Below are 24,072 nucleotides of genomic sequence, written 5' to 3' on the forward strand. Positions count from 1 at the left end.
GCGCAACACCGCCCGTCCCCCTCGCGTCAAGGACAAGAGAATGCCAGTTTAAACGGATAACTGGTGGTGTTGCCCAGCGGCGTAGTCACCGTCACATTAAACGTGCTGGCCAACGCAACCGTGCAACTGGTCGGCGTCAGGCTGTTAATTGTAACGGCATGCCAGCTTCCCTGGTTACCTTGAATGTTGCCACCCGTCCTGTCATCGACGCCGGCGCCATCATGCGGAAAGATGTTTTGCACGCTGATCGGCGATATCGTGGCGGCACCGTTGACCAGGCTGGTGATCGACACGGTACTCCCGGAAGGCATGGGGTTCTGGTGCAAATCGCTGATACGCAGCGTGAACTGGCGCACGTCCGCAGCCTTCACCGTACCCAGATCGTAGGTACTGCCATCGAGACTGACTCTCTTCGTGCCGTCGGCCAGCGTGACGTTCTCGGCACGGCTGCCGCTCAAAAAGATGCCGATCCTTGCAAACAGGGGCTTGCTGCCGTCTGTCGTGCTGGCGCACACAATGGCCAGGCCCGGCCAGTCGGCGTCGGGTGTGCCGCCATGGGCCACATCGTTGCACGGCGTAGTCGGCGGATTGGTCGCCACGCGCGGATTCTGGCTGCGGAAATCGACCGTGCAGCCGCCATTCGTGGTCGTGCACCCGCCCATGCTGGCCGAACCGACTGCCCCCAGACTGCTCTGGAATGCCACCGGCGTGCCATCGGGGACGGGATTGCCCGCCTGGTCGGCCAGCAAGACCGTGATGGTCGTCGCGGGGTTGCCGACCGCACTGTCATACGACCAGCCTTCCACATTGGGCGTGGCCACGCTGAGGGAAAATGCCGTCTGCACAGGCAGGCCCGTCGTCACGAGGATGGAGTCGGACAGGGTCGAGACGCCGGACGCCAGGCTGGCCTTGACGCGGAAAGTGGTGGGCGTCTTGCCGGAATTGACGGTGGTAATGACTTCGCCGTTGGCATCGGTGCTATCACTGGTTTTGTTAAGCGTAATGTCCGCCCCGTTCACCAGGTCAAATACCACCGGCTGGCCAGCCAGCGGCTTGTTGAAGGTATCGAAAACGCGGAAAGTGAGGGTTGCCGTTTCCGTGCGCGACAAGCCGCCCTGGCCCTGGATCACGATCGATTTGCCCACCGGACTGACTGCGGAGAACTGCACCGATGCCGCCGCTGGCCGGGCAACCGACATGGTGGCGTGCGAACCGAATCCCGTGCCATCGACGGTGGCGTTAATCATGTCGCTGTTGCCACAGCCATTGTCACGGTACACGGCTGTCGCCGTGCCGCCGCTGGTAGGCACGCTGGCAGCCAGCGTAGCCTTGCCTGCAATGATGCAGCTGGAACTGAAACTCACGTTGACCTTCTGAGCCGTATACAGATTGCCGCCGGCCAGCACATCGACGGAAACAACGGACGAACCGTAGGCAGCGATGCTGGCCGGAGCAAGCCGGAGCGTGCCCAGCGTCAGTTCGGTCGCCCCTACCGAGTAATTGACTGCGTTGCTGACGACGGCACCATTGACCGTCGCGGTCGCGCGCAAGCTGGCGGCGCCGCTGGCAGACATGCTCACGGGCCGCAAGGTGACATTGGCCACGCCGGCGGCATCCGTCAGTGCCGTGCCCGTCGATGAGGACATGACGGCCAGGCTGTTGTCCGTCGAGAACACCACGAGCGCGCCAGCGAGCGGTTTTCCGCTCAAGTCGCTGACCAGCGCCCTGGCCGTCAGCGGCGTCGCACTCGACAGCGCATTGCCGGCGCTCGATCCGTTCAGCAGGGACAGCGCCAGCTTGGCACCCGACGCTTGCACCGAGGTAACTGCATAGTTCGCCCCAGCGCTGACGGTGGCACTGCCTGCCGTCACCGTGGCGCTCAGTTTACCGGCACCGGTGACCGACGAATTGAGCGGCGACAAGGTGATGCTGGCGATACCCTTGGCGTCGGTGAGCGCCGCGCCATTGCTTGTTGAAAAGGAAACCAATGTGGTATCCGTGGAAAACGTCACCAGCGCATTACTGACAGGCGTGCCATTCTTGTCGACGACGGAGGCCCTGGCCGTCAGTGGCGTCGTACTGCTCAATGCGTTGCTGGGCTGGCCAGCCGCGTCATACAGCGTGACGCTGACCGCGGCCGGCACGCCACCCGTCGTGCCACCGCTGGTGCCGCCGTCGATGGTCGGATCACCGCCACCGCCGCCGCAGGCGGCCAGCAAGGCGCCCAGCGCCAGCAAGACCAGCCAATTCGATACCCGACTCCAACAAGTGTTGCCCAATGAAAAATTCCGCATAGTCGCCATCAGTCCGCTTTCGTCTGCATTGTTACTTAAACGTAAAGATGTGACATTAACGTGTTGCTGGCTGATCTGCCACTATTTTCGGTGTAATGAACACCATCAGTTCCGTTTTTTCTTGACTGCGGCCCGTGCTGCGAAAAAAAACGCCCAGGACCGGGATGTCGCCCAACAACGGTACCTTGCTGTCCGTGCCCCGTTCGGACTGCTGATAAATGCCGCCCAGCACGACCGTGCCGCCATCCTCCACCATCACCTGCGTGCGCACGTGCTTGGTGTCGATGGCGAAGCCGGAACGCGTCTCCTGGCCCACGCTGTCCTTGTTGACGTCCACTTCCAGCACCACGTTGCCATCCGGCGTGATCTGCGGCGTCACTTCCAGGCGCAGGTTCGCTTTGCGAAACGTGATCGAGGTGGCGCCGCTGCTGGTGGCCACCTGGTAGGGCAATTCGATGCCCTGCTCGATCAGCGCCAGCACCTTGTCGGCCGTCACCACGCGGGGACTGGAAATGATCTTGCCCCTGCCGTCCGCTTCCAGTGCGGACAGTTCCAGGTTCAGGAAACGGTTGGCGGCCGCCGAAAACAGGCTCAGGGCGAAACTGGCCGGCTGCAAGCCATTGATGCTGGCGGCCGGCAAGTTGACAAATTGCGTGTTCGGCACGAAGGCGCCGCTGCCGGCCACCGTCTGCCCCGTCGCCTCGCCCACGCCCTGGTAGCTGCCGCCGACAGCCGCGCGGCGTCCGCTGCCGCCCAGAGAAAAGCCGGGCACCTGGCCCGCCGCCAGGCGCTGGTCGGAAAACCCCAGGCGCGCGCCGAGGTTGCGGCTGAAGCTGTCGTTTGCCTCGACGATGCGCGCCTCGATCATCACCTGCCGGGTGGCAATGTCCGTCCTGGCGATCAGCAGACGGATCTGCTCCAGGCGCGCCGGCACGTCGGTGACGAACAGCTGGTTCGTGCGCGGCTCGATCAGCACGCTCCCGCGGCGCGACAGCAGCCGGCTGCGCCCCTCGCCTGCATCGAGGCCGAATACCGTGCGGAACGCTTCCGCTTTCTGGTAGTTGAGCTGGAAGATGGCCGATTGCAGCGGTTCCAGTTCCGCGATCTGCGCGCGCTGCTCCAGTTCCAGCCTTTCGCGCGCGAGGATTTCTTCGCGCGGCGCGATCCACAGCACGTTGCCATTGCGCCGCATGTCCAGGCCCTTGGCCTGCAGCAGCACGTCGAGCGCCTGGTCCCACGGCAAGTCGCGCAGGCGCAAGGTCACATTGCCCGCCACGCTGTCGCTGGCGACAATATTTTGACCGGAAGCATCGGCCAGGATGTGCAGGGCAGCGCGCACGCCCACGTTCTGGAAATCCACGGAAATTTTCTCGCCCGCATACAGGCGCGGCGCCGACACGTGCACCACGTCATCCTGGGCGATGCAGCCCGCATGCAGGAACAGGGCCCCGGCCACGAGCATGCGGCGCGCGTTCATGGCACGGCCTCGGGCGGGCTTGACGGTGCGACGGCGCCTGCCGCGCCCGCCACCTGCAGGACCAGGCTGCCGCGCCGTTCGCGCCACGGGCCATCCGCCTCGCGCAGCAGTTCACAATACTGCACGGCCTGCTCGCTGATGGCCGTTACCACGCCATGGTCCGGTCCCAGGTGCTGGCCCAGCTCCACCCGGTGCACGCGTGGCCCCGCCTGCAGCAGCGCGCTCAGGCGGCCCGCGAGACGCACGCTGCCGACCATGTGCAAGGCCGCCATGGCCACGCTTTCCAGCGGTTCGCGGGGACGGCGCAAGTCCGGTCCCTCCACGCCGGCCGATGCTGGTGGTGGTCCCGGCAGCCGCGTGCCGAACGGATCGGGCAAGCCGGCGCCTGCATACGGACGCGGCACGAAGGCGGGCGCCGCCGGCCAGGCCACTGGCGCCGGCCGGGCCGGCTGCGGCAGGCGGGCTTGCGCGGCACGCTCTTGCGTATCGGGCAAGCGATACGCGTGCAGCACGGCATCGAGGGTCAGCATGCCATCCTTGCCCGCAGTCAATGCCAACTCGTGCACGGTCACGATGCGCGGCAACCGTGCCAGGTCCGCCATCAGCTCGCCCATGGCGTGATAGCCTCCGCGCAGCTGGACGGCGATGGGCAGCGCCACATAGTGCGCCTGCGCCTGGGGCGCGCCCGGCTTGAACAGGGTAAATTGCAAACCGCGCGACTGTCCTGCCGTATTGATATCGGACAACAGTACCGCCATCTGCTGATGGTTCAGCAATTGCTGTTCCAGCTTGGCGAGTTCGGCGCTCGCCTGGCGCTGCTGTTCACGCCAGGCCGGCAAGCGTCCGGCGCCGGCATGGGCTTGCAGGTAGGCCGTGCGCAGCCGCGCTTCCTCTCCGTGCGCAGCCTGCACGGCGGCATGCAGCCCGTCGAGCCAGGCCAGGTGCAGCAGCGCGGCCACCAGGACGGCGCCCAGGGTGGCGGCGGCGAGGCGTGCCCGCAGCGGCCACAGCGACGCTTGTTTCAGGCTCAGCATGATCAGCCACCTCCCGCTTTACGGTTGCTTGGCAGGCGCTGCCGGTGCAGGCCATGCCAGCCGTATCGTCCATTCCACCGCACCGTCCGTCGCGCCGCGCACTTCCAGCAGTTCCGGCTTCGATGCCGGCACCGCCTCGGCCAGCGCCAGCATGAGCGCCGCCACCTTGTCCTGCGCAACAGCATGCCCTTGCAAGCGCAGCAGCGCCGCTTCCTGGCGCACGCCGCGCAAGGCCACGCCGGCGGGCATGGCGCGCGCCAGCACTTCCAGCATGTGCACCCAGGCATTGCGTTGTTCTTGCAGCCCGGCAATCGCCTGCCGCCGCGCCAGCAATGCCGCCGTCTCGTCCTGTACCCGCCTGCCCGTCTGCAGGACAAGCTCCGCCTGCTGCGTGGCGCGGCGCCAGTCCTCCTGACGATGCACTAGCGCATCGAGCCGCAGATGCAGCCAGCCCGCCGTGCCCAGCGCCAGCAGCAGGCCAGAGAATGCGCCGCCGGCTAGCAGCCACAACAATGCCTGGATGCGCCGCCGCCGCGCCGCTTGCCGATGCGGCAACAAATTGATGCGCGGCACTGGTGCTTGGCCCTTCATCGGGCGTACCGGCGCAAGGCCAGGCCCCAGGCCAGCTGATAGGCGCCGCCATCGGGCAAGGCTTGCCAGCCCCCTTGCGCCAGCGCCGCCTGCACGGCCAGCGCCTCGCTATCCATGACAACGGCCTGCAAGCCTGCCGCCTTCGCTGCGTCGAGGCGGCGCTGCACGCTGGCGCGCCGCGCCGCCACCAGCAGCACGTCGATTTCCGGCCCCGGCTTGCCCGCCAGCGGCGGCGCTGGACCCAGGGTGACAAAATCCAGGCTGGCATCTTCCAGCGCAAACGGCATGTACTGCGCCGCCTCCAGCTCCACGAGGATTTCCAGCTGCTCCTCCGGCAACCCTGCCGGCAGCCGGATCGCATGCGTGATCAGGGCCGTGGCCGGCATGGCCAACGCCACCCGCGTGCAGGTACTGCCACTGTCGCGGCAAGCCTGCTGCAGGGCCGCGGCCAGGGCCGGCACATCCTCGACATTGCCCTCCAGCATGATTCCAGGTGCCAGCGGGGCGGCGCCGCGATGCCGGCAAGACAATGTCCCCCGCCGGCGCACCAGTTCGACGACGCGTATGGCATCTTGCCCCACATCAACGCCGAGCAAGCCCCAGCCAGGTAGACGACGCATGGATATGTTTTTCATGAAGAAATGTCACCGCAGGATGGCCACTGTCGTCAGAAATCCTAGCCCCGGCAGTGACGGCTTGTAAACGGCTTTCCCGCCTGGACTTGCGGCACGCGGCGACTATCTGGGCGTGGTGTGATCTGGCGCAGAATAATTGTTACCAAATCCTGGTTGCCAGCGGGCCAATACGCGCTTATATAGAGTAGCGACAAGTATCGACCAGCCCGCAGGGAGGCGCCATGGCGCGCTGCCGCCCCGGCAAGCTCGCTTATAATTGAGCGGCATAAATTTACTGAAAGACATGATACGCATGACATCTTCATCCTCCGCCGGCAACGCTGGCTCGAAACCGCCCCAGAAGGGCAGCAAACCCAAACGCTTTCTGCTGATGGCCCTGGTATCGTTCCTGGGCCTGGGCATCGTCGGCGTGCTGCTGGTGGTCTTCGGCCTGGCCATGGCGTACCCGAACCTGCCGGCGCTCGATACCCTGACCGACTACAAGCCGAAGATGCCGCTGCGGATTTTCACCTCCGACAGTGTGCTCATCGGCGAGTTCGGCGAAGAGCGCCGCAACATGGTGCACATCAAGGATATTCCCGATGTGATGAAGAAAGCCGTGCTGGCCATCGAGGATGACCGCTTCTATGAACACGGCGGCGTGGATTACCTGGGCATCACCCGCGCGGCCCTGCACAACCTGACGGGCGGCGCCAAGCAAGGCGCGTCGACCATCACGCAGCAGGTGGCGCGCAACTTCTTCCTGTCCAGCGAGCAGACCTTGAAACGCAAGGCCTATGAAGTGTTATTGGCCTGGAAGATCGAGAAAAACCTCAGCAAGGACCAGATCCTGGAAGTGTATATGAACCAGATTTATCTGGGTCAGCGCGCCTACGGCTTCGCCTCGGCCGCGCAAATCTATTTCGGCAAGAATATCCAGGACCTGACCGTGGCCGAAGCGGCCATGCTGGCCGGCTTGCCGAAGGCGCCGTCGGCCTACAATCCCGTCGTCAACCCGAAACGCGCGCGCATGCGCCAGCAATACATCCTGCAGCGCATGGCGCAGCTGGGCTACATCACGCCGGCGCAGTACGAAGAAGCGAAAAATGAAGAGCTGAAAGTGAAAACCGACAGCAGCGCCTTCGGCGTGCATGCGGAATACGTGTCGGAAATGGCACGCCAGCTGGTCTACGAGCAATTCAAGGAAGACACGTACACGCGCGGCCTGAACGTCTACACCACCATCACCAAGGCCGACCAGGATGCCGCCTACATCGCCCTGCGCAAGGGCGTGATGGATTACGAGAAACGCCACGGCTACCGCGGCCCGGAAGCGTATATCGAGATTCCGAAAACCAAGGCCGAAGCCGATGACGCCATCGAAACGGAACTGGCCGACCACCCGGACAGCGACGACATCATCGCCGCCATGGTGCTGCAGGCGTCGCCCAAGTCCATCCAGGCCGTCACGTCGGCCGGTGAGGAAATCACCATCACGGGTTCCGGCCTGACGTTCGGCTCGGCCTGGCTGTCCGAAAAGGCGGCACCGAACCGCCGCATCAAGCGCGGCGCCGTGATCCGCGTCATGCAGGAAGGCGGCAACTGGGTCCTGACGCAGATGCCGGAAGTGCAATCGGCGTTCGTCTCGGCCAGCACCACGGACGGCGCCATCCGCGCGATGGTGGGCGGCTTCGATTACAACCGCAACAAGTTCAACCACGTCACGCAGGCGTGGCGCCAGCCCGGCTCCGCCTTCAAGCCCTTCATCTACTCCGCCTCGCTGGAGCGGGGCCTGTCGCCGGCCACCATCATCAACGACGCGCCCATCTCGTTCGACGCGGGCCAGACGGGCGGCCAGGCGTGGGAACCGAAGAACTACGACAGCAAGTACGACGGTCCGATGACCATGCGCAAGGGCTTGATGAAATCGAAAAACATGATTTCCATCCGCATCCTGCACAAGATCGGCGCCAAGTACGGCCAGGAATACGCCACGCGCTTCGGCTTTGACGCCGACAAGAATCCGCCCTACCTGACCCTGGCCCTGGGCGCCGGCAACGTCACGCCGCTGCAGATGGCGGGCGCCTACGCCGTCTTCGCCAACGGCGGCTACAAGATCAACCCGTATCTGATCGCCAAGGTGACGGACAGCGACGGCAATGTCCTGTCGCAAGCCAAGCCGGACCTGGCGGGCGAGGAAGCCAACCGCGTGATCGACGAGCGCAACGCCTTCCTCATGAACAGCATGCTCAACGACGTCGTGCGCTTCGGCACGGCCAACAAGGCCATGGCCCTGAAACGCCCCGACCTGGCCGGCAAGACGGGCACCACCAACGATTCCATCGATGCGTGGTTCGCCGGCTACCAGGCCAAGCTGGTGGGCATCGCCTGGATCGGCTACGACCAGCCGCGCAACCTGGGCAACCGGGAAACGGGCGGCGGCCTGGCCCTGCCGATCTGGATCAACTACATGGCGAAGGCTCTGAAGAGCATCCCCGTCGAGGAACGCGCCGTGCCGGAAGGCCTGATCCTCGTGGGCGATGAGTATTACTATGCGGAAAATCCACCGGGCACGGGCGTGGGCAGCCTGGAAGGCGCCGCGCGCGGCACGCCGGAGGAAGAGAAAGCCAAGGAAGCCGTCAAGAACGAGCTGTTTTAAGCGCGTTTGATGCAAAAAGGGCAGCCTCACGGGCTGCCCTTTTTTATTGATGCGGCGCAAGAATTACTTCAGGATCACGGGCGCACCCGCCTGCTCGCTGGCCATGGCCGACAGGGCCGCGAACAGTTCCGAGCCGTCGCGCGTGTTGATCCATTCGTCGCCCACGCGCTTGTAATGAAAACCGCCGGAACGGGCCGCTATCCACATCTCGCGCATGGGGGCCTGGCTGTTGACGATGATTTTCGTGCCGTTGTCGATGAACTCGATTTCCAGCACATTGCCGCTGCGGCTGCATTCGACGTCGAGCACGTCCGCATCGTTCAGCCGGTCCAGCGCCGCCTCGATGTCCGTCAGGGTGGCTTCGGCCAGGGCCAGGAATTCCGATTCGCTCATGCTACACTCCAAAGATCTTAATCAAACCGTGATTCTAATCGTGAAGTCATCCTCAGCGTTTTATATCGGCATTGCCATTGTGGTTTCTAGCGTTCTGGCCGGCTGCGGCCAGCCGGGGCCACTGTACCTGCCCAAGCCGCCAGCGGCCAAGGGCGCGCCGGCCAAAGGCCCCGTCGAACCGGCCCCCGTGCCACCGCCGCCCGTGATCGTGCCCGTGACCTAAGCAGAACGCACCGGGGTGGCTGCCGCGGCCGCCCTGGCGCTTTTCGCGCGCTTGCTCCAGACGAAATACACGCGTATTGCCAGCAGTAGCGCGACGATGGTGCCAAACAGGATAGGTTGCGCGAAATTGTGCTTGCCCGCCTTCATCCACCAGAAGTGCAGGATACCCAGCGGCGCGATGATGTAGATCAAGCGGTGCAGCCACTGCCAGCGCTTGCCGCCCAGGCGCTTGACCATGCCGTTCGTGCTCGTCACGGCCAGCGGAATGAGCAGCACGAAGGCGATGAAGCCCACCGTGATGAACGGCCGCTTGAGCACATCCTTCCACATTTCCTGCACATCAAAGAAGTGATCGAACCACAGGAAGGTGGTGAAGTGCAATGCCGCGTAGAAAAACGCGAACAGGCCCAGCATGCGGCGCAGCTTGATCAGCCAGTTCCACTGCGTCAACCGCCGCAAGGGCGTCACGGCCAGGCTGATGCACAGGAAATACAGGGTCCAGTCGCCCGTGCCGCGCGTGATGAATTCCAGCGGCTCCACCAGCTGCCCCGTGTAGGTCAGCCAGACCATGCGCACGAAGGGAATCAGTGCCAGCAGAAAAATCAGGCTTTTGACTAGCGACAACTGTTTCGGCGTGGGGTTGATGGCCATGCTCTTCCCTTAAAAGAATTTCTTCAGATCCATGCCCGCATACAGCGAGGCGACATCGTTATAGCCGTTGTACATCAGGGTCTTGCGCTTGCGCGTAAGAAAGCCGTCTTCGCCGATGCGCCGCTCCGTGGCCTGCGACCAGCGCGGATGGTCCACGTTCGGGTTCACATTGGAATAGAAGCCGTATTCGGATGGCGCCGCCAGGTTCCAGGCCGTACGCGGCTGTTCCTTGACGAAGCGAATCTTGACGATGGACTTGGCCGACTTGAAGCCATATTTCCACGGCAACACCATGCGCACGGGCGCGCCATTCTGGTTCGGCAGGGTTTCGCCATACATGCCCAGGGTCAGCAGCGCCAGCGGGTGGTTCGCCTCGTCGATACGCAAGCCTTCCACGTACGGCCACTGCAGCACGCGGCTGCCCACGCCCGGCATCTGCTTCTTGTCGGCCAGGGTGACGAATTCCACGTACTTGGCGTTGCCCGTCGGTTCGACCTTCTTGATAATTTCCGAGAAGGAATAACCGATCCACGGGATGACCATCGACCAGCCTTCCACGCAGCGCAGGCGGTAGACGCGCTCTTCCAGCGGCGCCAGTTTCAGCAAGGCATCCAGATCGAGGGTCATGGGTTTCTTGACCTCGCCTTCGATGCTGACCGTCCAAGGCCGCGTGCGCAAGGTGCCCGCGTTTTGCGCCGGCTCGCTCTTGTCCGTGCCGAACTCGTAGAAATTGTTATAGGTGGTGGCGTCCTTGTAGGCCGTCTGCTTTTCCAGCGCGGAATAGGCGGGATTCAATTTGGCAGCCAGCTTGGGATTCGTGCCCTGCGCGAAAGCGTCGCGGCTGGCCATTTCCAGCAAGGCCGCGCTGGACACGGAGCCCAGGGCGATTTGCTTGATGAAACTGCGACGCGACTCGAACACGGCGCGCGGCGTGATTTCGGAAGAATACGGCAATTCGATGCCGTTGGGACTGCGCTTGATCAACATGGCGGCTCCGGAAAAAGGTGATGATTTGTACCTTACACCAGTTTTCCCGGGCCGTTCATGACGCTTCTGTCATGAAAAAAACGTTATGAAAGTGTCCGAAAAAAGTTCAGGGCAAGGCGCCTTGCCGCAGGCAGTACGCACAGTACGACCAGGCAGGGCAACGCCGCCATGGGCTGTTTCTCGGGCACTTTTACAATTTACCGTAAGAATGTAATCCAGAAAGGAACATGTTGACGCCCAGGAAGGCAAACGTCGTCACCAGCAAGCCCACCAGCGCCCACCAGGCGGCAACGCGGCCGCGCAAGCCCGTCATCAATCGCATGTGCAGCCAGGCCGCGTAATTGAGCCAGACGATCAGCGCCCACGTTTCCTTCGGGTCCCACGACCAGTAGCCGCCCCACGCTTCGGCCGCCCACAGGGCGCCCAGGATGGTCGCTACCGTGAAGAAAGCGAAACCGACGGAAATGGCCTTGTACATCACGTCATCGAGCACTTCCAGCGACGGCAGGCGGTCGACCAGGTAGCCGCTCGACTTGAGCAGGTAGGCCGAGGCCACCATGGCCGACAGGGCGAACGTGCCGTAACCGATGAAGTTGGCCGGCACGTGGATCTTCATCCACCAGCTTTGCAGGGCCGGCACCAGGGGCTGGATCTCGGCCGCGTCGCGCGTGACCGTGTACCACATCAGGAACACGACGGCGGCCGAAATGACCAGCATGACGAAGGCGCCCAGCTGGCGCGTCGCGTAATGCTGCTCGTAATACAGGTAGAACATGGCCGTGATCAGCGAAAACAGGATGAACACTTCATACAGGTTCGACACGGGAATGTGGCCCACGTCGGCACCGATCAGGTAAGACTCATACCAGCGCACCAGCATGCCCGTCAGGCCCAGCACGACGCCGGCCCAGCACAGCAGGGAGCCGACGGAGGAGCCGAAATCCGAGCGGGCGACGAGGCCGATCCAGTAGAACAGGGTCGACAGCACGAACAGGGTGCCCATCCACAGGATGGCGGACTGGCTGGACAAGATGTACTTCAGGAAAAACTTCTGGTTTGCCATGTCCAAGTGGCCGCCGTACAGCTCGATGGCGAACAGCGACAGCACGGCCGCCACGGGTATCAGCCAGCGCACGGGCTTCCAATGCCAGCCCAGCCACGCAAACGTGGGCGCGGCCGCCAGCAGGATGGCTTTTTCATAGATGTCCATGAAGGCGCCGAAGCGGGCCAGACCGAACAGCGAGGCGGCCAGCAAGCCGGCGCCGTACAGCCAGTCGATCAGGCTCAGGCGCTTAAAGAATCCTGGTTCCTGCGTATATATTTGCTTGTTTGCAATTTCCATCATTTTCTCCATTCCCGGTCACGCTGCAGCGCCCCAGACACAGCGCAGCTTACGCCGATTGCGGCAGCTTTGCCTTCAAGTTCTCAAATTCTTTTTCAAAATCCAGCGTCTTGCGCTGCGTGCTCATGGCCATCAGCGCTTCGCTGCTGCCCTTGGCATCGTCGGCGCCATCCTTGATCCACACCCACAGGCGGCGCTCGCGGATATAGAACATGGAAAACACGCCGATCACGAGGAACAGGCAACCCAGGTACACCACGCTCTTGCCCGGCGAACGCGTCACCTGCAGCACGGAGGCCTTGATTTCCGTGAAGTCGTCGAGCTGCAGGTACACGGGCGCGCCATAGAAGAAGCTGTCGGACAGCGCATTCGTGGCCAGCTGCAGGAAGCGGCCATGCTTGTCATCGGCCTCGATGGCTTTCAAGCCATCCTTGGCGCGCGCCGCCTGCCACAAATCCCACAGGCTGCCGTTGAGGATTTTCATGAAGATATCGGCCGCTTTTTCTTGCTCGGCCGCAGGAATTTTCTCCAGGAAACGTGAAATGGCGAGGAAACCGCCCTCCTGCCCACTGCCGGCAAAGATGCCCAGGCTCTTCGCCGCCGATTCCTGCAGCTGGCCGCGCAAGGCTTCCGCGCCCGGCTGCGGCATGGCCCGCGCCGCATAGCGCGCGGCAGCCTGCTGGCGCAGTTCCGGATCTTGCAGGGCGGCGCGCAGGCGCATCCACTCCGTCACGCTGTAATTGTCGTCGGCAGGAATGCGCAGGTAGCTGAACGGATCGCTGGGGTTGACACGCATGCCGGCCAGGAACACCGTCGCGCCGTCGACCGTCACGGGCTGCATGTAGTTCTGGTACTCGCGCGCCTGGCCCGTCTTGTCGCGCAATTTGTACTGCACCGACGGGCCGACGTTCTTCAAGTCCTTGTTATGCGCATTCTTCGCGGCCGAGCCGAGGCGTTTATCGAGGCCGACGGCAAATTTATCGTTGAAACTTTCCGCCTTGTTGACGGCGCGCACGTCCTGGCCGGCGCTGAGGTTTTCCACGTTGAACGGACGGAAACCCGACCATTCCACCGTGTAGGAATTGCCGTCGCTGCGCTCGAGCGGCGTGCTGCCGCCCACTTCGCCGCCGATGTCGAAACGTTTCGTCGTCTTGCCCGTCATGGGGAAGCCCGTCAGCTTGAGCTTGCTGCCGCCATCCTCAAAGCTGGACTGGTACAGGGCCAGGCCCTTGTACAGCAGCGGTTCGTTGACTTTAATGGTCGCCGGGAAACTTTCTCCCGTGACATGGTCGGTGACGACCACGTCGCTGGCGAACAGCTTGGGCATGCCCGTGCTGTAGAAATCGATGTGGAACTTCTTCAACAGGATGGTGATCGGCAAGTCCTGGATCAGCACGCCGTCGGCCTGGGGAATGATGGCCGTGCTGCTCGACGAGCCTTCCGGGATCATGGTATTGCCGCGGAAAGTAGGATTCGACAGGCTCAGGCGGTGCTGGGCGGGAATGTCGGCGATCACGCCGCTGCCCGCAAACGGCGTCTTGCCGAAGAACCATTGCTGTACGCGGATCGGCATTTCCGAGTCAAGCAAGCCGCCCACGCAGATGATGACGATGGCGCCGTGGGCGAAGATATAGCCCCATTTATTCGCCGCGCCCCGCTTGGCGGCCACCAGGGTGGCATTGTCCTTCTCGACCACCTTGGCCTGGTAGCCGGCGTCCTTCAGGCGCATCACCATCTGCTGGGCCAGCACGGCGCGCGGCAGCGGCGCCTGCCATTCCGCCTTGTGGTGGAAATTGCGCAAGGATTGCTCGCGCACATTGTCGCGCCAGGAACGCATGTCCTTGAGCATCTTCGGCGCATTACGCACGATGCACAGCGACGTCGAGGTGACGAGGAAACCCATGATCACGAGGAACCACCAGGCCGAGTACACGGAATACAGGCTCAGCTTGTCAAACACGGAGAACCAGAACGGCCCGAACTGATTCACATAGTTGGGCATGGGCTCGTTCTGCTTGAGCACGGTGCCGATGATGGAGGCGACGGCGATCAGTGTCAGCAAACTGATGGCAAAGCGCATCGACGAGACCAGCTCGACGAATTCAGCCAGGCTGCGGCGTTGGGTCTTTAACTCGATTCCGGTCGTGCCTGTGCTCATACGTTGTTACTCATACGGGATATGCAATCTTCAAGAAAATGGGGCATGGAGCAAACATAATTTCTCCGCGCAAGGCGGCAGCATACTCCTGTTTGGCCTGTGCCATAAAAAAGGGCAGCCCATCGAGATGGCCGCCCTTGTTCATGTGCGCTGCAGCGCGTGGCAAAGCATTGCCACTATGAAAACTTACTTCAGGCCGGCGATGTAATCGGCAACGGCGGCGATTTCGTCATCCGACAGGCGGGCGGCGATGGTGTGCATGTCCACGCTGTTTTTGCGGGCATCGGCCTTGGTGCTGCGGAACTGGGTCAGCTGGGCCACCGTGTAATCCTGGTGCTGGCCGGCGATGCGCGGGTACTGGACGGGAATGCCATTGCCCGTCGCGCCATGACAGCTGGCGCAGGCGGCAACGTGCTTGGCCGCGATGCCGCCGCGGTAGATTTTCTTGCCCAGGTCGATAGTGTCCTTGTTTTTCGCGGCGCCCGGCTTGGACAGCTGCGCCCCCAGGTAGGCGGCGATATTCTTCTTGTCGGCGTCGCTGAGCATTTTCGCGTACGTCGTCATGACAGGCTGGTTGCGCTGCGGCGTGGTGAAATCGACCAGTTGCTTGTAGATATAGCTTTCATGCTGGCCAGCCAGTTTCGGATTGACCGAGATGGTCGAATTGCCGGCCGCGCCATGGCAGGACACGCAGGCAGGCAGGCCGCGCGCCGCATCGCCATCGGCGTACAGGGTGGCGCCCTTGGCGGCGTCCGCCTTGACGGCGACCGCTGGAGCGGCGGCTGGTTTCGGTTCTTCGACCGCGGAAGCTGTTGCCGATACGGCCAGCAAAGCGAGCAGCATGGAATGGACAAACGGTGAAAACGCACGATTCATTCAGGCACCCTGAGACAGTGAGAAATTAGTGGTGGACATTGCCGCGCCCTGGGGATTTTTGCTTTATTTTCAGGGCCGCAAGCCGCATCGCTGCTACGCCGGCAACAATAAACAACCCCTTATTGTACAATAGCTTCTTGGCGTTATCGCTCCCTTATCGCTCCCTTTTGTTGCTTTACTATTCCCATGTCAAAACTCTGGCAAGCCCGTTTCTTTACGACCGTCAACCAATTGCGTGACCTGCCCGATACCACGGTGCCGGAAATCGCTTTTGCCGGCCGCTCCAATGCCGGTAAGTCGACCGCCATCAACATCTTGTGTAATCAGAAAGGCTTGGCGTTCGCCTCCAAGACACCTGGCCGTACCCAGCACATCAATTACTTCTCCATCGGCGGCGCCCACGTGGCGCAGCACCGCAAGGATGCCACCATCGTCGAAGAGATCGAATGCCTGCTGGTCGACTTGCCGGGCTATGGCTATGCGGAAGTATCGGGTTCGGCGAAACTGCACTGGCAGCGCCTGCTGGGCGACTATGTGCAGCGCCGCGAACAGTTGGCCGGTTTGATCCTGATCATGGATTCGCGCCGCCCGTTCACCGACCTGGACATTCAAATGCTGGAATGGTTCGCCCCGACGGGCAAGCCGATCCACTGCATCCTGACGAAAGTCGATAAGCTCAACCGCAATGAGTCGGTCAACGCGCTGCGCCAGGCAAAAGCCAAGCTCGACAGCTATGTGGATGAGGACGGCATCGGCTTCCCGTTCACCGTGCAGCTGTTCTCGGCCCTGAAGCGCGTCGGCATCGAAGAAGCCAACGACAAGATCATGGAACTGGCCGGCATCAGCGAAGACGGCGCCGCCCAGATGGTCGACCTGATCGAAATGGAAGACGACGTCGAGCCGGAAGCGGATAAACCCGCCTGAGCGAGGCTAGCATGTCCCGGCTGAAACAGCCGGCGTAAAAAAAGCGGCCGCATGGCCGCTTTTTTATTGCGTGGAAGCCTTAGCGCCGTCCCGGCCCCGGCCGCTTCTCGGAAAAGAATTCCTGGCGCAGGAAGGCGCTCAGCTCGGCCGTATCTTCGACGCGGGCGCTGAGGTTGACGTTGCGTCCCAGGCGCCGCGATTCCCAGACGAAATCGCCGGGCTTTTCGGCACGGATCAGCTGGATCATCTTCTTGATGATGGCCGTTTCGATATCGGGCTCGTTGCCCAATTCCACTTTTTCCTGCTTCAGCCAATTGCGCTTGAAGTTGCCATTCCAGCCCTTGAACTTGACTTCGGCACTGAACGAGGTCTGGTTGACGATGGAAAACACGCCGCCCGAATCCTCGCGGTCGCTGCCGGAATTGCGTCCCTGGGCACCGGCGATATTCGCCTTGGCCACGCGCATGGCGCGGTCATTTTCGCTTTCCTCGGCCGGCGGCGCGGGATTTTGCGCCTCGCGCTGCTTGCGGCGCTGCTCGATCATCGAACTCATGTCTTCGGCCGGCGGCGGCGGCAACGGCACTTTCGATACCAGCGGCGGCGTAAACGTTTCCAGTTTCGGCTTGTCGCGCGGCACGTCTTTGGTGACCACACGCTTGCTCGGTGCCGGCGGCGGTTTCACTTTAGCAACTTTTGTATCTTTCGGCTTCGGCGTGGGTTTCGGCTGCGGCTTCGGTTGCGGCTTGTCCTTCAGCGGCGCGATATACACCATCGCGCTTTCCTTCTTCGGCGGCGGAATCTTTTCGATCTTGTCGCTACGCAACAGCACATAGGCGGCCAGCAGCACGTGCAGCAAGACGGACACCCCCAGCGCAACCTTGCGCATGGTGCTGGTCTTGGACCCGTAGGCCGGTGGTGGCTGGATCACTTGCCCGCAGGTGGGACAAATGTCGGAATCGGCAGCCATCAGATGGGTCGTGTCATGCAAAATGAATCATGCTTTCTGTGTAGCGAAGAAATAACATTACAGGGCAGCCATAGTGCCAGAGTCCCTTGCATTTGGGAACACTTCCTCGGCCTTTCCAACCCGAAGCGTACAGGATAGCGACATTCCTTGCAGCGCTACCAGAGTACCCGAGCCGGCCCTTGACGGTTGTTACCGTATGTATCATGGCCCATACAAAACCGGCGCCGCATTCACGATGGAACGGGGCGCCGGCGAGGAGCATGCTGCCTGTCAAGCCTTGCTGTCGAGTACCAGCAATTGCTCGTCCGTCAACGGCCCCGTGCCGCTGTACTTGTCCAGGAACAAATAGATGACGGGGGTGATGAACAGGGTAATCACTTGCGAAAAGATCAAGCCGCCCACCACGGCCAGGCCCAGCGGCTGGCGCAGCTCGGCACCCGCGCCCAGGCCCAGGGCGATGGGCAAGGCGCCCATCAGGGCTGCCGCCGACGTCATCATGATGGGACGGAAGCGCAGGATGCACGCCTGGCGGATGGCTTCCGGCGGGCTCATGCCCTCGTTGCGCTGCGCATGCAGGGCGAAGTCGATCATCATGATGGCGTTTTTCTTGACGATACCGATCAGCATCAAGATGCCGATGATGGCGATCATGGTCAGGTCCATGCCGAACAGGCGCAAGGTCAACAGCGCCCCCACGGCCGCCGACGGCAGGCCGGCCAGGATGGTCAGCGGGTGGATGTAGCTCTCGTACAGCACGCCGAGCAGCACGTAGATCACGGCCAGCGCGGCGATGATGAGGATGATCTGGCTGGACTGCGAATCCTGGAACACGGCCGCATCGCCGCCGTAGCGCGTGATGATGGAGGCCGGCAAGCTCATGTCCTTGCCCATCACGTCGATCTTGCCCGTGGCGATGCCCAGCGGCACGTCCGGCGCCAGGTTGAAGGCAATGGTGACGGCCTGCAGCTGCCCCTGGTGATTGACGGAGGTGGGACCGATCGTGCGTTCCACATAGGCAATACTCGACAATTTGACCAGCTCGCCCGACTTGCTGCGCACGGACACGCGCGTGAGCGCATCGTCATACTGGCGGTCCGGCGTGGCCGCTTCCAGGATTACGTAATAGCTGGCTGCCGAGGAATAGATGGTTGACACTTGCCGCTCGCCAAACGCGCTGTACAGGGCCGTGCGGATATCGGACATCTGCACACCGAGCAGATTGGCCTTGTCGCGGTCGATCCGGAGCGATGCCTGCAAGCCCTTGATCTGCGAATCGCTGGTGACGTCGCGGAAGGCCGGATCGGCACGCATGCCTGCAATAAACTTCTCCGCCCAGTCATTCAAGGCGTCGGGGCTGACGCTTTGCAGCGTGTACTGGTAGCGGCTCTTGCTCTGGCGGCCGCCCAGCTGCAAGTTCTGCACGGGACGGAAATACACGGCCATGCCAGGCACGGCGCTCGTCGCGCGGCGCAGATTTTCCAGCACCACGGGCATCTTCGGCCGCTCACTGCGCGGTTTCAGCACCATGAACATGCGGCCCGTATTGCCGCCGCCGACGAACGACGTCACGTCCTGCACGCTGGGGTCCGCCTTGAGCACGGCCGCCACGCGTGCCTGCAAATCTTGCAATGCCGCCGAGGAAATATCCTCCGACGCTTCCGTATTCACCTGGATCTGGCCCAGGTCTTCCTCGGGGAAGAAGCCTTTCGGGATGGTGGCGTACAGCACCACCGTCAGCGCAAAGGTGCACACGGCGATGAACAGCACCACGCTGCGGTGCGCCAGGGCCAGGTCGAGGATGCGCACGTAGCCGTTGCGCAGTTTCGTGAATGCCGCCTCGAAATGGCGGCCAATGAAGGTTTTTTCGCCGTGCGTGGGATCGCTGTCATTGTGTTCGCGCGTATCGGCCGGCAGGAAGCGGCTGGCCAGCATCGGCACGAGGGTCAGCGACACGATGGCCGAGACGAGGATGGACAGCGAGACGACGACGGCAAACTCATGGAACAGCAGGCCGATCACGCCCGGCATGAAGAAGATGGGGATGAACACGGCCACCAGCGAGACGGAAATCGAGATGATGGTGAAACCCATCTCCTTGGCGCCCACCAGGGCTGCCTGGATCGGCTTCTTGCCCATCTCGATATGGCGCACGATGTTTTCCAGCACCACGATGGCATCGTCGACCACCAGGCCCACGGCCAGGGTAATGCCCAGCAGGGATACGTTGTCGAGGCTGTAGCCGAGCCAGTACAGCAGGGCCAGCGCGCCGAGCAGGGAAATGGGCATGGTGACGGCCGGAATGAAGGTCGCCGCCGCGCGGTGCAGGAACAGGAAGATCACCAGCACCACGAGGATCACGGTCAGGGCCAGGGTCAGGTTGACGTCGTGGATGGCTTCGCGGATCGAAACGGAACGGTCGTTGACCAGGCTGATCTGGATGGAAGCGGGCAATTGCGCCTTAAATCCTGGCAAGAGTTTGCGCACGGCATCGACCACTTGCACCGTGTTCGCATCCGGTTGGCGCTGCACCAGCAAGGTGATCGAGCGTTCGCCATTGAAGCTGCCGGCCGTCTTGGTCGACTGGAAACTGTCTTCCACATCGGCCACTTCCTTCAGGCGCACGGGCTGGCCGTTGCGCGTGGCGACGATGAGTTCGGCAAAATCGGCCGCCTTCATCATCTGCGGATTGCCCTGGATGGTCAAGGTCTGGCTGGGGCCATCGAGGATGCCCAGCGGCGAATTCGTGTTCGAGGCGCGCAGGGCCACGGCCAGCTCGTCCATCGTCAGGTTGCGCGCATTCATCAGGTCGGCACGGGCACGCACGCGCACGGCGAAGCGCTTCTGGCCATTCACGCTGACCTGGGCCACGCCAGGCAAGGTCGACAGGCTGGGCGCGATCAGGTTTTCCGCATAATCATTCAGATCCGACAAGTTCAGCGATGGCGACGTCATCTGGATGAACAGCACGGGCGCGTCGGCCGGATTGACCTTGCGGTAGGACGGCAAGTCCGTCATTTCCGTCGGCAACTGGCGCTGCGCACGCAGCAGGGCCGCCTGCACGTCGACGGCCGCCTCGTTGACATTGATGCTGGCGTCAAACTCCAGGGTCAGCGAGGTATTGCCCAGCGTACTCGTGGAAGTGATCAGGCTCAAGCCCGCGATGGTGGAAAACTGCTTTTCCAGCGGCAAGGCCACGGAGGACGCCATGGTGTCGGGGCTGGCGCCGGCCAGGTCGGCGCTGACGTTGATGACGGGCGTGTTGTAGCTTGGCAAGGCGGCCACGGGGATGTGGCCATACGCCAGCACGCCGGCCAGGATGATGGAGAGGGACAGCAGCACCACCATGACGGGGCGGCGGATGCTCAGTTCGGACAGGTTCATGCTGGCTTGCCCTGCGGTGCGGCGGCGCCATCGGCGGCCTTGTGTTTGTCCGCCAGGCGTACCTTGCCGCCCGGACGCAAGTTTTGCTTGCCATCGACGATGACGTGTTCATCGCCGTTCAAGCCCGTGACGACGGCATTCGCTCCGAACGCATACACACGGGCAATCTTGCGCACCTTGGCCGTGTTATCGGGTTCCATCGAATACACGAAGATGCCCGTGGTATTGGTGATGATGGCGTTTTGCGGGATCACCAGCGCATCCTTGAGGGTGCGCACGGTCAGCTGCGTGTTCACGTACTGCCCAGGCCACAGGTCCGTGCCGCCGTTATTGAAGCGGGCCTTGACCTTGATCACACCGGTCGCCGGATCGACGGCATTGTCGATGAAACTCAGCTTGCCGTCGAGCTGCTTGCCACCCGCATCGGACAGCAAGGCCTTGACGGTCACGTCGCCCGCTTTTTGCGCCGCCAGCAGGCCCGACAGGCTGCTTTCCGGCAAGGTGAACGACACGTCGATGGGGTCGAGCTGGGTGATGCTGGTCAGCGAGGTGGTCGGCTGCACGAGGCTGCCGGCATAGACATTGATGGCGCCCACGCGCCCGCCCTGCGGCGCGCGCAGGACGGTGTAGCTGGAATCGACCTGGGCCGCGCGCAAGGCGGCTTGGTCGGCAGCCAGCAAGGCACGCGCCGCGTCGAGCTGGCTTTGCAGGGTATCGACGACGCCTTGGGCAATGAAGTTCTTGCTCAGCAAATCCTTGTTGCGCTTGAGCTGGCGTTCGAAGTCTTCCACCGAGGCACGGTCGCGCAACACCTGCGCTTGCGCCTTGTCAACATTCGCGTGCTCGGTGCGCGCGTCCAGCGTAAACATCAGCTCGCCCTGCTTGACAAACTGGCCTTCGCGGATATGTACCTTGGTAATCGTGCTCGTCGTTTGCGGGTGCAGGTCGACGCTGCTGATCGGCATCACGCTGCCGTTGGCTTGCAGCACCATCGGCACGTCCTGGCGCAGGGGCAGCACTACGCTGACCGTGGTCGCTGCTTGCGCCCCGCCCTTGCCTCCCTTGCCCCCCTGTCCATCGGCCGATGTGCCGGACTGATGATTGAAATACCAGATGCCGCCACCGATACACAGGGCCGCACCCACCAGGATTGCCAGGCTAGTCTTTTTCATTATTCTGTCACGCTGTTGCAGCGCAAGGCTGCAGGTTGAAAGTGGTTACCAGAGGGCTTAAAGCGCGATATTGTCGCACGGAAATGCTTACTTTCCTGCGTAATACTCTGGCACGATGAGGGTGACTTCCAGTCCACCATCGACGTGATTGGCGAGCAAGACCGTGGCGCCATGCTGCTCAGCAATATTGCGCGCAATGGTCAGGCCCAGGCCCGTGCCGCCCGATTCGCGCGAGCGCGAGGTTTCTATACGGTAAAACGGTTCGAACACCTTGGCCAGTTGATCTGGCGCAATACCGGGTCCGCCATCACGGATACGGATGCGCGCCGCGCCTGCGATGCGCTCGACGGTCACCTGCGCATACTGGCCATATTTGACGGCATTGTCGATCAGGTTCACCAGGCAGCGCCGCATGGCGATGGGGCGCGCCATCAGGGCCATGCCCGCATGGCCGCCGAGGGTCACTTTCTGGCCGGCATCGGCGGCGTCGGAACACACGCTGTCGAGCAGGGAATCGAGGTCGAGCGCCTGCATGGCTTCCGTGCTGTCCATCGAGCGGGCCAGGTCCAGCCCTTCCTTGACCATACTCTGCATGGCAGACAGGTCACCCACCAGGCGGTCATACAATTCCGTATCGGCCACCTTTTCCAGGCGCAGGCGCAAGCGCGTGAGCGGTGTCTGCAAGTCGTGCGTGATGGCCGCCAGCATCTGTGTGCGCTGGGAGATATGCTGGCGGATGCGCGCCTGCATGGCATTGAAGGCGGCGCTGGCCTGGCGGATTTCGCTGGCGCCCGACAGGGTCAGCGGCGGATGGTTGATGTCGTTGCCCAGGTCTTTTGCCGCCTGCGCCAGCTGTTTCAGCGGGCGCATGGTCATGCGCGTGACGAGGTAGGCGAGGATGGCGATACTGATCAGGAATGGCAGCAGGGTGACCCAGTCGCTGTGCTCGCCAAATGGCGGCTGCTGGCGCGGCGGCAAGACCATCAGGCGCAGCACATGGCCATCCTGCATGCGCACATCGAGGTTTTCGCAGGTGCCGCCCCAGGGCTTGGGGCCGAACAGGCCGCTCGACTTGCGCGGCTGCGTGCAGGCGGCCGGACGCTCGGCCAGCGCGCTGACCTTGAAGCCGTCGCCCAGCTTGGCTTGCAGGGCCGTGGAAAATTCCGTCGGCGCGCCTGGCAGGTGCTCGGCGTCGGGACGCAGTTCCAGGCGTACGCTGCCCTTGTTGGCCACTTTCAGATAGGCCGCGCGCGATGCGAGCGGCACGATGTCGGCCGCCATCACCAATTGCTCGGCCCGCTCCACGGCATGGTAGTCGCGGTATTGCTCCAGCGCGCGCTGGCGTTCGCCCACGGCCAGCCACTGCGTCAGCGCCGCCGAAGCAACGATACCGATCAGCAAGAACATGAAGACGCGGCCGGTCATCGACCCCAGGAACGCCCTCACGCGTGCGGCTCCACGTTGACCTGGCCGGCCAGCACATAGCCGCCGTTGCGCACGGTTTTGATGATCTGCGGCAAGCGGGCATCTTCACCGAGCTTTTGTCGCAGGCGGCTGATCTGGATGTCGATCGAGCGGTCGAAGGGATCGGCATCGCGGCCCTGCGTCAGGTTCAGCAGCTGGTCGCGGTTGAGCACGCGGTTCGGATGCTCGAGGAACACGCGCAGCAGGCGGAATTCAGCGCCCGACAGCATGATCACCAGGCCGTTGGGATTGAGCAGGTGGCGCGCCGTCAGGTCCAGGGTCCAGCCGGAAAAGCGGATTTGCTGTGCCTTGTCGGACGGGGCATTCGACGGCATGGCGTGACTGCGGCGCAGCACGCTGCGTATGCGCGCCAGCAACTCACGCGGTTCAAACGGCTTGGGCAGGTAATCGTCGGCCCCCATCTCCAGGCCCAGGATGCGGTCCAGCGGCTCATTGCGCGCCGTCAACATGATCACGGGGACCGTCGACTGGGCGCGCAGCTTGCGGCACAGGGTCAGGCCATCGTCGCCCGGCAGATTCAAATCGAGCACGATCAAGTCGGGCCGCGTTTCATCGAGGATTTTCCACATGGCCGTGCCGTCTGCCGCGCCGAGGGTGCGGTAGGCGTTCGTTTCCAGGTAATCCGCCAGCAGGCTGCGGATATCGCGGTCGTCGTCGACGATGAGAATTGTAGATGAGGGTTCCATATGACGAATTATCCCCACTTCGAACCGCCTTGCACAGCGCATTTGTATCGTCTTGTATATAGGAGACGCGAGGAAACATATAGATACAAACTGCCGGGCAGCGGACACTTCGGGGAAACATGGGGCGCCCACCATAGCTTCCATGTGCAGCAACATGTA

General features: G+C 62.7%; 18 protein-coding genes and 1 pseudogene. 3 read left to right on the top strand and 16 right to left on the bottom strand.

Annotated features, from left to right (window positions below; genetic code table 11):
* Positions 1–26: 26 nt before the first annotated feature.
* The 5 genes and pseudogenes from AC07VL_RS03405 to pilM all read right to left on the bottom strand — a co-directional run bounded on the left by AC07VL_RS03405 (position 27) and on the right by pilM (position 6,016).
* Positions 27–2,279 carry an Ig-like domain-containing protein gene (locus AC07VL_RS03405; RefSeq protein ID WP_494804625.1) on the bottom strand — a complete coding sequence of 751 codons (2,253 nt, stop codon included), beginning with the start codon at positions 2,277–2,279 and terminating at the stop codon, positions 27–29.
* 70 nt (positions 2,280–2,349) lie between these two features.
* Positions 2,350–3,675 (bottom strand): annotated as a pseudogene (locus AC07VL_RS03410) (type IV pilus secretin PilQ); the annotation flags it as partial.
* Between the two features lie 92 nt (positions 3,676–3,767).
* Positions 3,768–4,805, bottom strand: coding sequence for a pilus assembly protein PilP (locus tag AC07VL_RS03415; RefSeq protein WP_494804626.1), 1,038 nt, complete (start codon positions 4,803–4,805; stop codon positions 3,768–3,770).
* Positions 4,806–4,823: 18 nt separating this feature from the next.
* On the bottom strand, positions 4,824–5,396 hold the full coding sequence (locus AC07VL_RS03420; RefSeq protein WP_494804627.1) for a PilN domain-containing protein: 573 nt from the start codon (positions 5,394–5,396) through the stop codon (positions 4,824–4,826).
* Positions 5,393–6,016: a pilus assembly protein PilM gene (gene pilM / locus AC07VL_RS03425; protein WP_494804628.1), complete on the bottom strand. Its 624-nt coding sequence runs from the start codon at positions 6,014–6,016 to the stop codon at positions 5,393–5,395. Before pilM ends, AC07VL_RS03420 begins: the two co-directional genes overlap by 4 nt.
* Positions 6,017–6,323: 307 nt before the next feature.
* Here pilM and AC07VL_RS03430 point away from each other — a divergent pair, with 307 nt between their 5' ends.
* Positions 6,324–8,669: a penicillin-binding protein 1A gene (locus tag AC07VL_RS03430; RefSeq protein ID WP_494804629.1), complete on the top strand. Its 2,346-nt coding sequence runs from the start codon at positions 6,324–6,326 to the stop codon at positions 8,667–8,669.
* A 63-nt stretch (positions 8,670–8,732) separates the two neighbouring features.
* On the opposite strand, the gene cyaY is transcribed toward AC07VL_RS03430, so the two are convergent.
* A complete protein-coding gene (gene cyaY / locus AC07VL_RS03435; RefSeq protein WP_494804630.1) occupies positions 8,733–9,062 on the bottom strand; it encodes an iron donor protein CyaY in 330 nt (109 codons plus the stop codon).
* Here cyaY and lptM point away from each other — a divergent pair.
* Complete coding sequence (lptM, locus tag AC07VL_RS03440) at positions 9,061–9,285, top strand: LPS translocon maturation chaperone LptM (RefSeq protein WP_494804631.1); 225 nt, start codon at positions 9,061–9,063, stop codon at positions 9,283–9,285. The two genes, cyaY and lptM, sit on opposite strands and share 2 nt — an antisense overlap.
* Here lptM and msrQ read toward each other — a convergent pair.
* The 5 genes from msrQ to AC07VL_RS03465 all read right to left on the bottom strand — a co-directional run bounded on the left by msrQ (position 9,282) and on the right by AC07VL_RS03465 (position 15,298).
* Positions 9,282–9,935, bottom strand: coding sequence for a protein-methionine-sulfoxide reductase heme-binding subunit MsrQ (msrQ, locus tag AC07VL_RS03445; protein WP_494804632.1), 654 nt, complete (start codon positions 9,933–9,935; stop codon positions 9,282–9,284). The genes lptM and msrQ overlap by 4 nt on opposite strands.
* 9 nt (positions 9,936–9,944) lie before the next feature.
* Positions 9,945–10,922, bottom strand: a complete 978-nt coding sequence (gene msrP / locus AC07VL_RS03450) for a protein-methionine-sulfoxide reductase catalytic subunit MsrP (protein ID WP_494804633.1) — start codon at positions 10,920–10,922, stop codon at positions 9,945–9,947.
* A gap of 190 nt (positions 10,923–11,112) precedes the next feature.
* Positions 11,113–12,264 carry a c-type cytochrome biogenesis protein CcsB gene (ccsB, locus tag AC07VL_RS03455; RefSeq protein ID WP_290603795.1) on the bottom strand — a complete coding sequence of 384 codons (1,152 nt, stop codon included), beginning with the start codon at positions 12,262–12,264 and terminating at the stop codon, positions 11,113–11,115.
* A gap of 49 nt (positions 12,265–12,313) precedes the next feature.
* A complete protein-coding gene (locus tag AC07VL_RS03460) occupies positions 12,314–14,422 on the bottom strand; it encodes a cytochrome c biogenesis protein ResB (RefSeq protein ID WP_494804634.1) in 2,109 nt (702 codons plus the stop codon).
* 186 nt (positions 14,423–14,608) lie between these two features.
* A complete protein-coding gene (locus AC07VL_RS03465; RefSeq protein WP_494804635.1) occupies positions 14,609–15,298 on the bottom strand; it encodes a c-type cytochrome in 690 nt (229 codons plus the stop codon).
* Between the two features lie 186 nt (positions 15,299–15,484).
* On the opposite strand from AC07VL_RS03465, the gene yihA reads away from it, so the two are divergent.
* Positions 15,485–16,222, top strand: coding sequence for a ribosome biogenesis GTP-binding protein YihA/YsxC (yihA, locus tag AC07VL_RS03470; RefSeq protein ID WP_290603710.1), 738 nt, complete (start codon positions 15,485–15,487; stop codon positions 16,220–16,222).
* 79 nt (positions 16,223–16,301) lie between these two features.
* Here yihA and AC07VL_RS03475 read toward each other — a convergent pair whose 3' ends face one another.
* From AC07VL_RS03475 to AC07VL_RS03495, 5 genes are all read right to left on the bottom strand, one after another.
* A complete protein-coding gene (locus AC07VL_RS03475) occupies positions 16,302–17,210 on the bottom strand; it encodes a hypothetical protein (RefSeq protein WP_494804636.1) in 909 nt (302 codons plus the stop codon).
* A gap of 249 nt (positions 17,211–17,459) precedes the next feature.
* The gene (locus AC07VL_RS03480; RefSeq protein ID WP_494804637.1) at positions 17,460–20,570 is read right to left on the bottom strand and encodes an efflux RND transporter permease subunit; all 3,111 of its coding nucleotides are present in this window, start codon (positions 20,568–20,570) and stop codon (positions 17,460–17,462) included.
* Positions 20,567–21,742 carry an efflux RND transporter periplasmic adaptor subunit gene (locus AC07VL_RS03485; protein WP_494804638.1) on the bottom strand — a complete coding sequence of 392 codons (1,176 nt, stop codon included), beginning with the start codon at positions 21,740–21,742 and terminating at the stop codon, positions 20,567–20,569. The genes AC07VL_RS03480 and AC07VL_RS03485 overlap by 4 nt, the downstream gene beginning before the upstream one ends.
* 87 nt (positions 21,743–21,829) lie before the next feature.
* Entirely contained in the window at positions 21,830–23,188 is a 1,359-nt protein-coding gene (locus AC07VL_RS03490) for an ATP-binding protein (RefSeq protein WP_494804639.1), read from the bottom strand.
* Complete coding sequence (locus tag AC07VL_RS03495; RefSeq protein ID WP_290603700.1) at positions 23,185–23,913, bottom strand: response regulator; 729 nt, start codon at positions 23,911–23,913, stop codon at positions 23,185–23,187. The genes AC07VL_RS03490 and AC07VL_RS03495 overlap by 4 nt, the downstream gene beginning before the upstream one ends.
* Positions 23,914–24,072: the final 159 nt, after the last annotated feature.

The sequence above is a fragment of the Janthinobacterium sp. GW821-FHT03C08 genome, assembly GCF_059420905.1.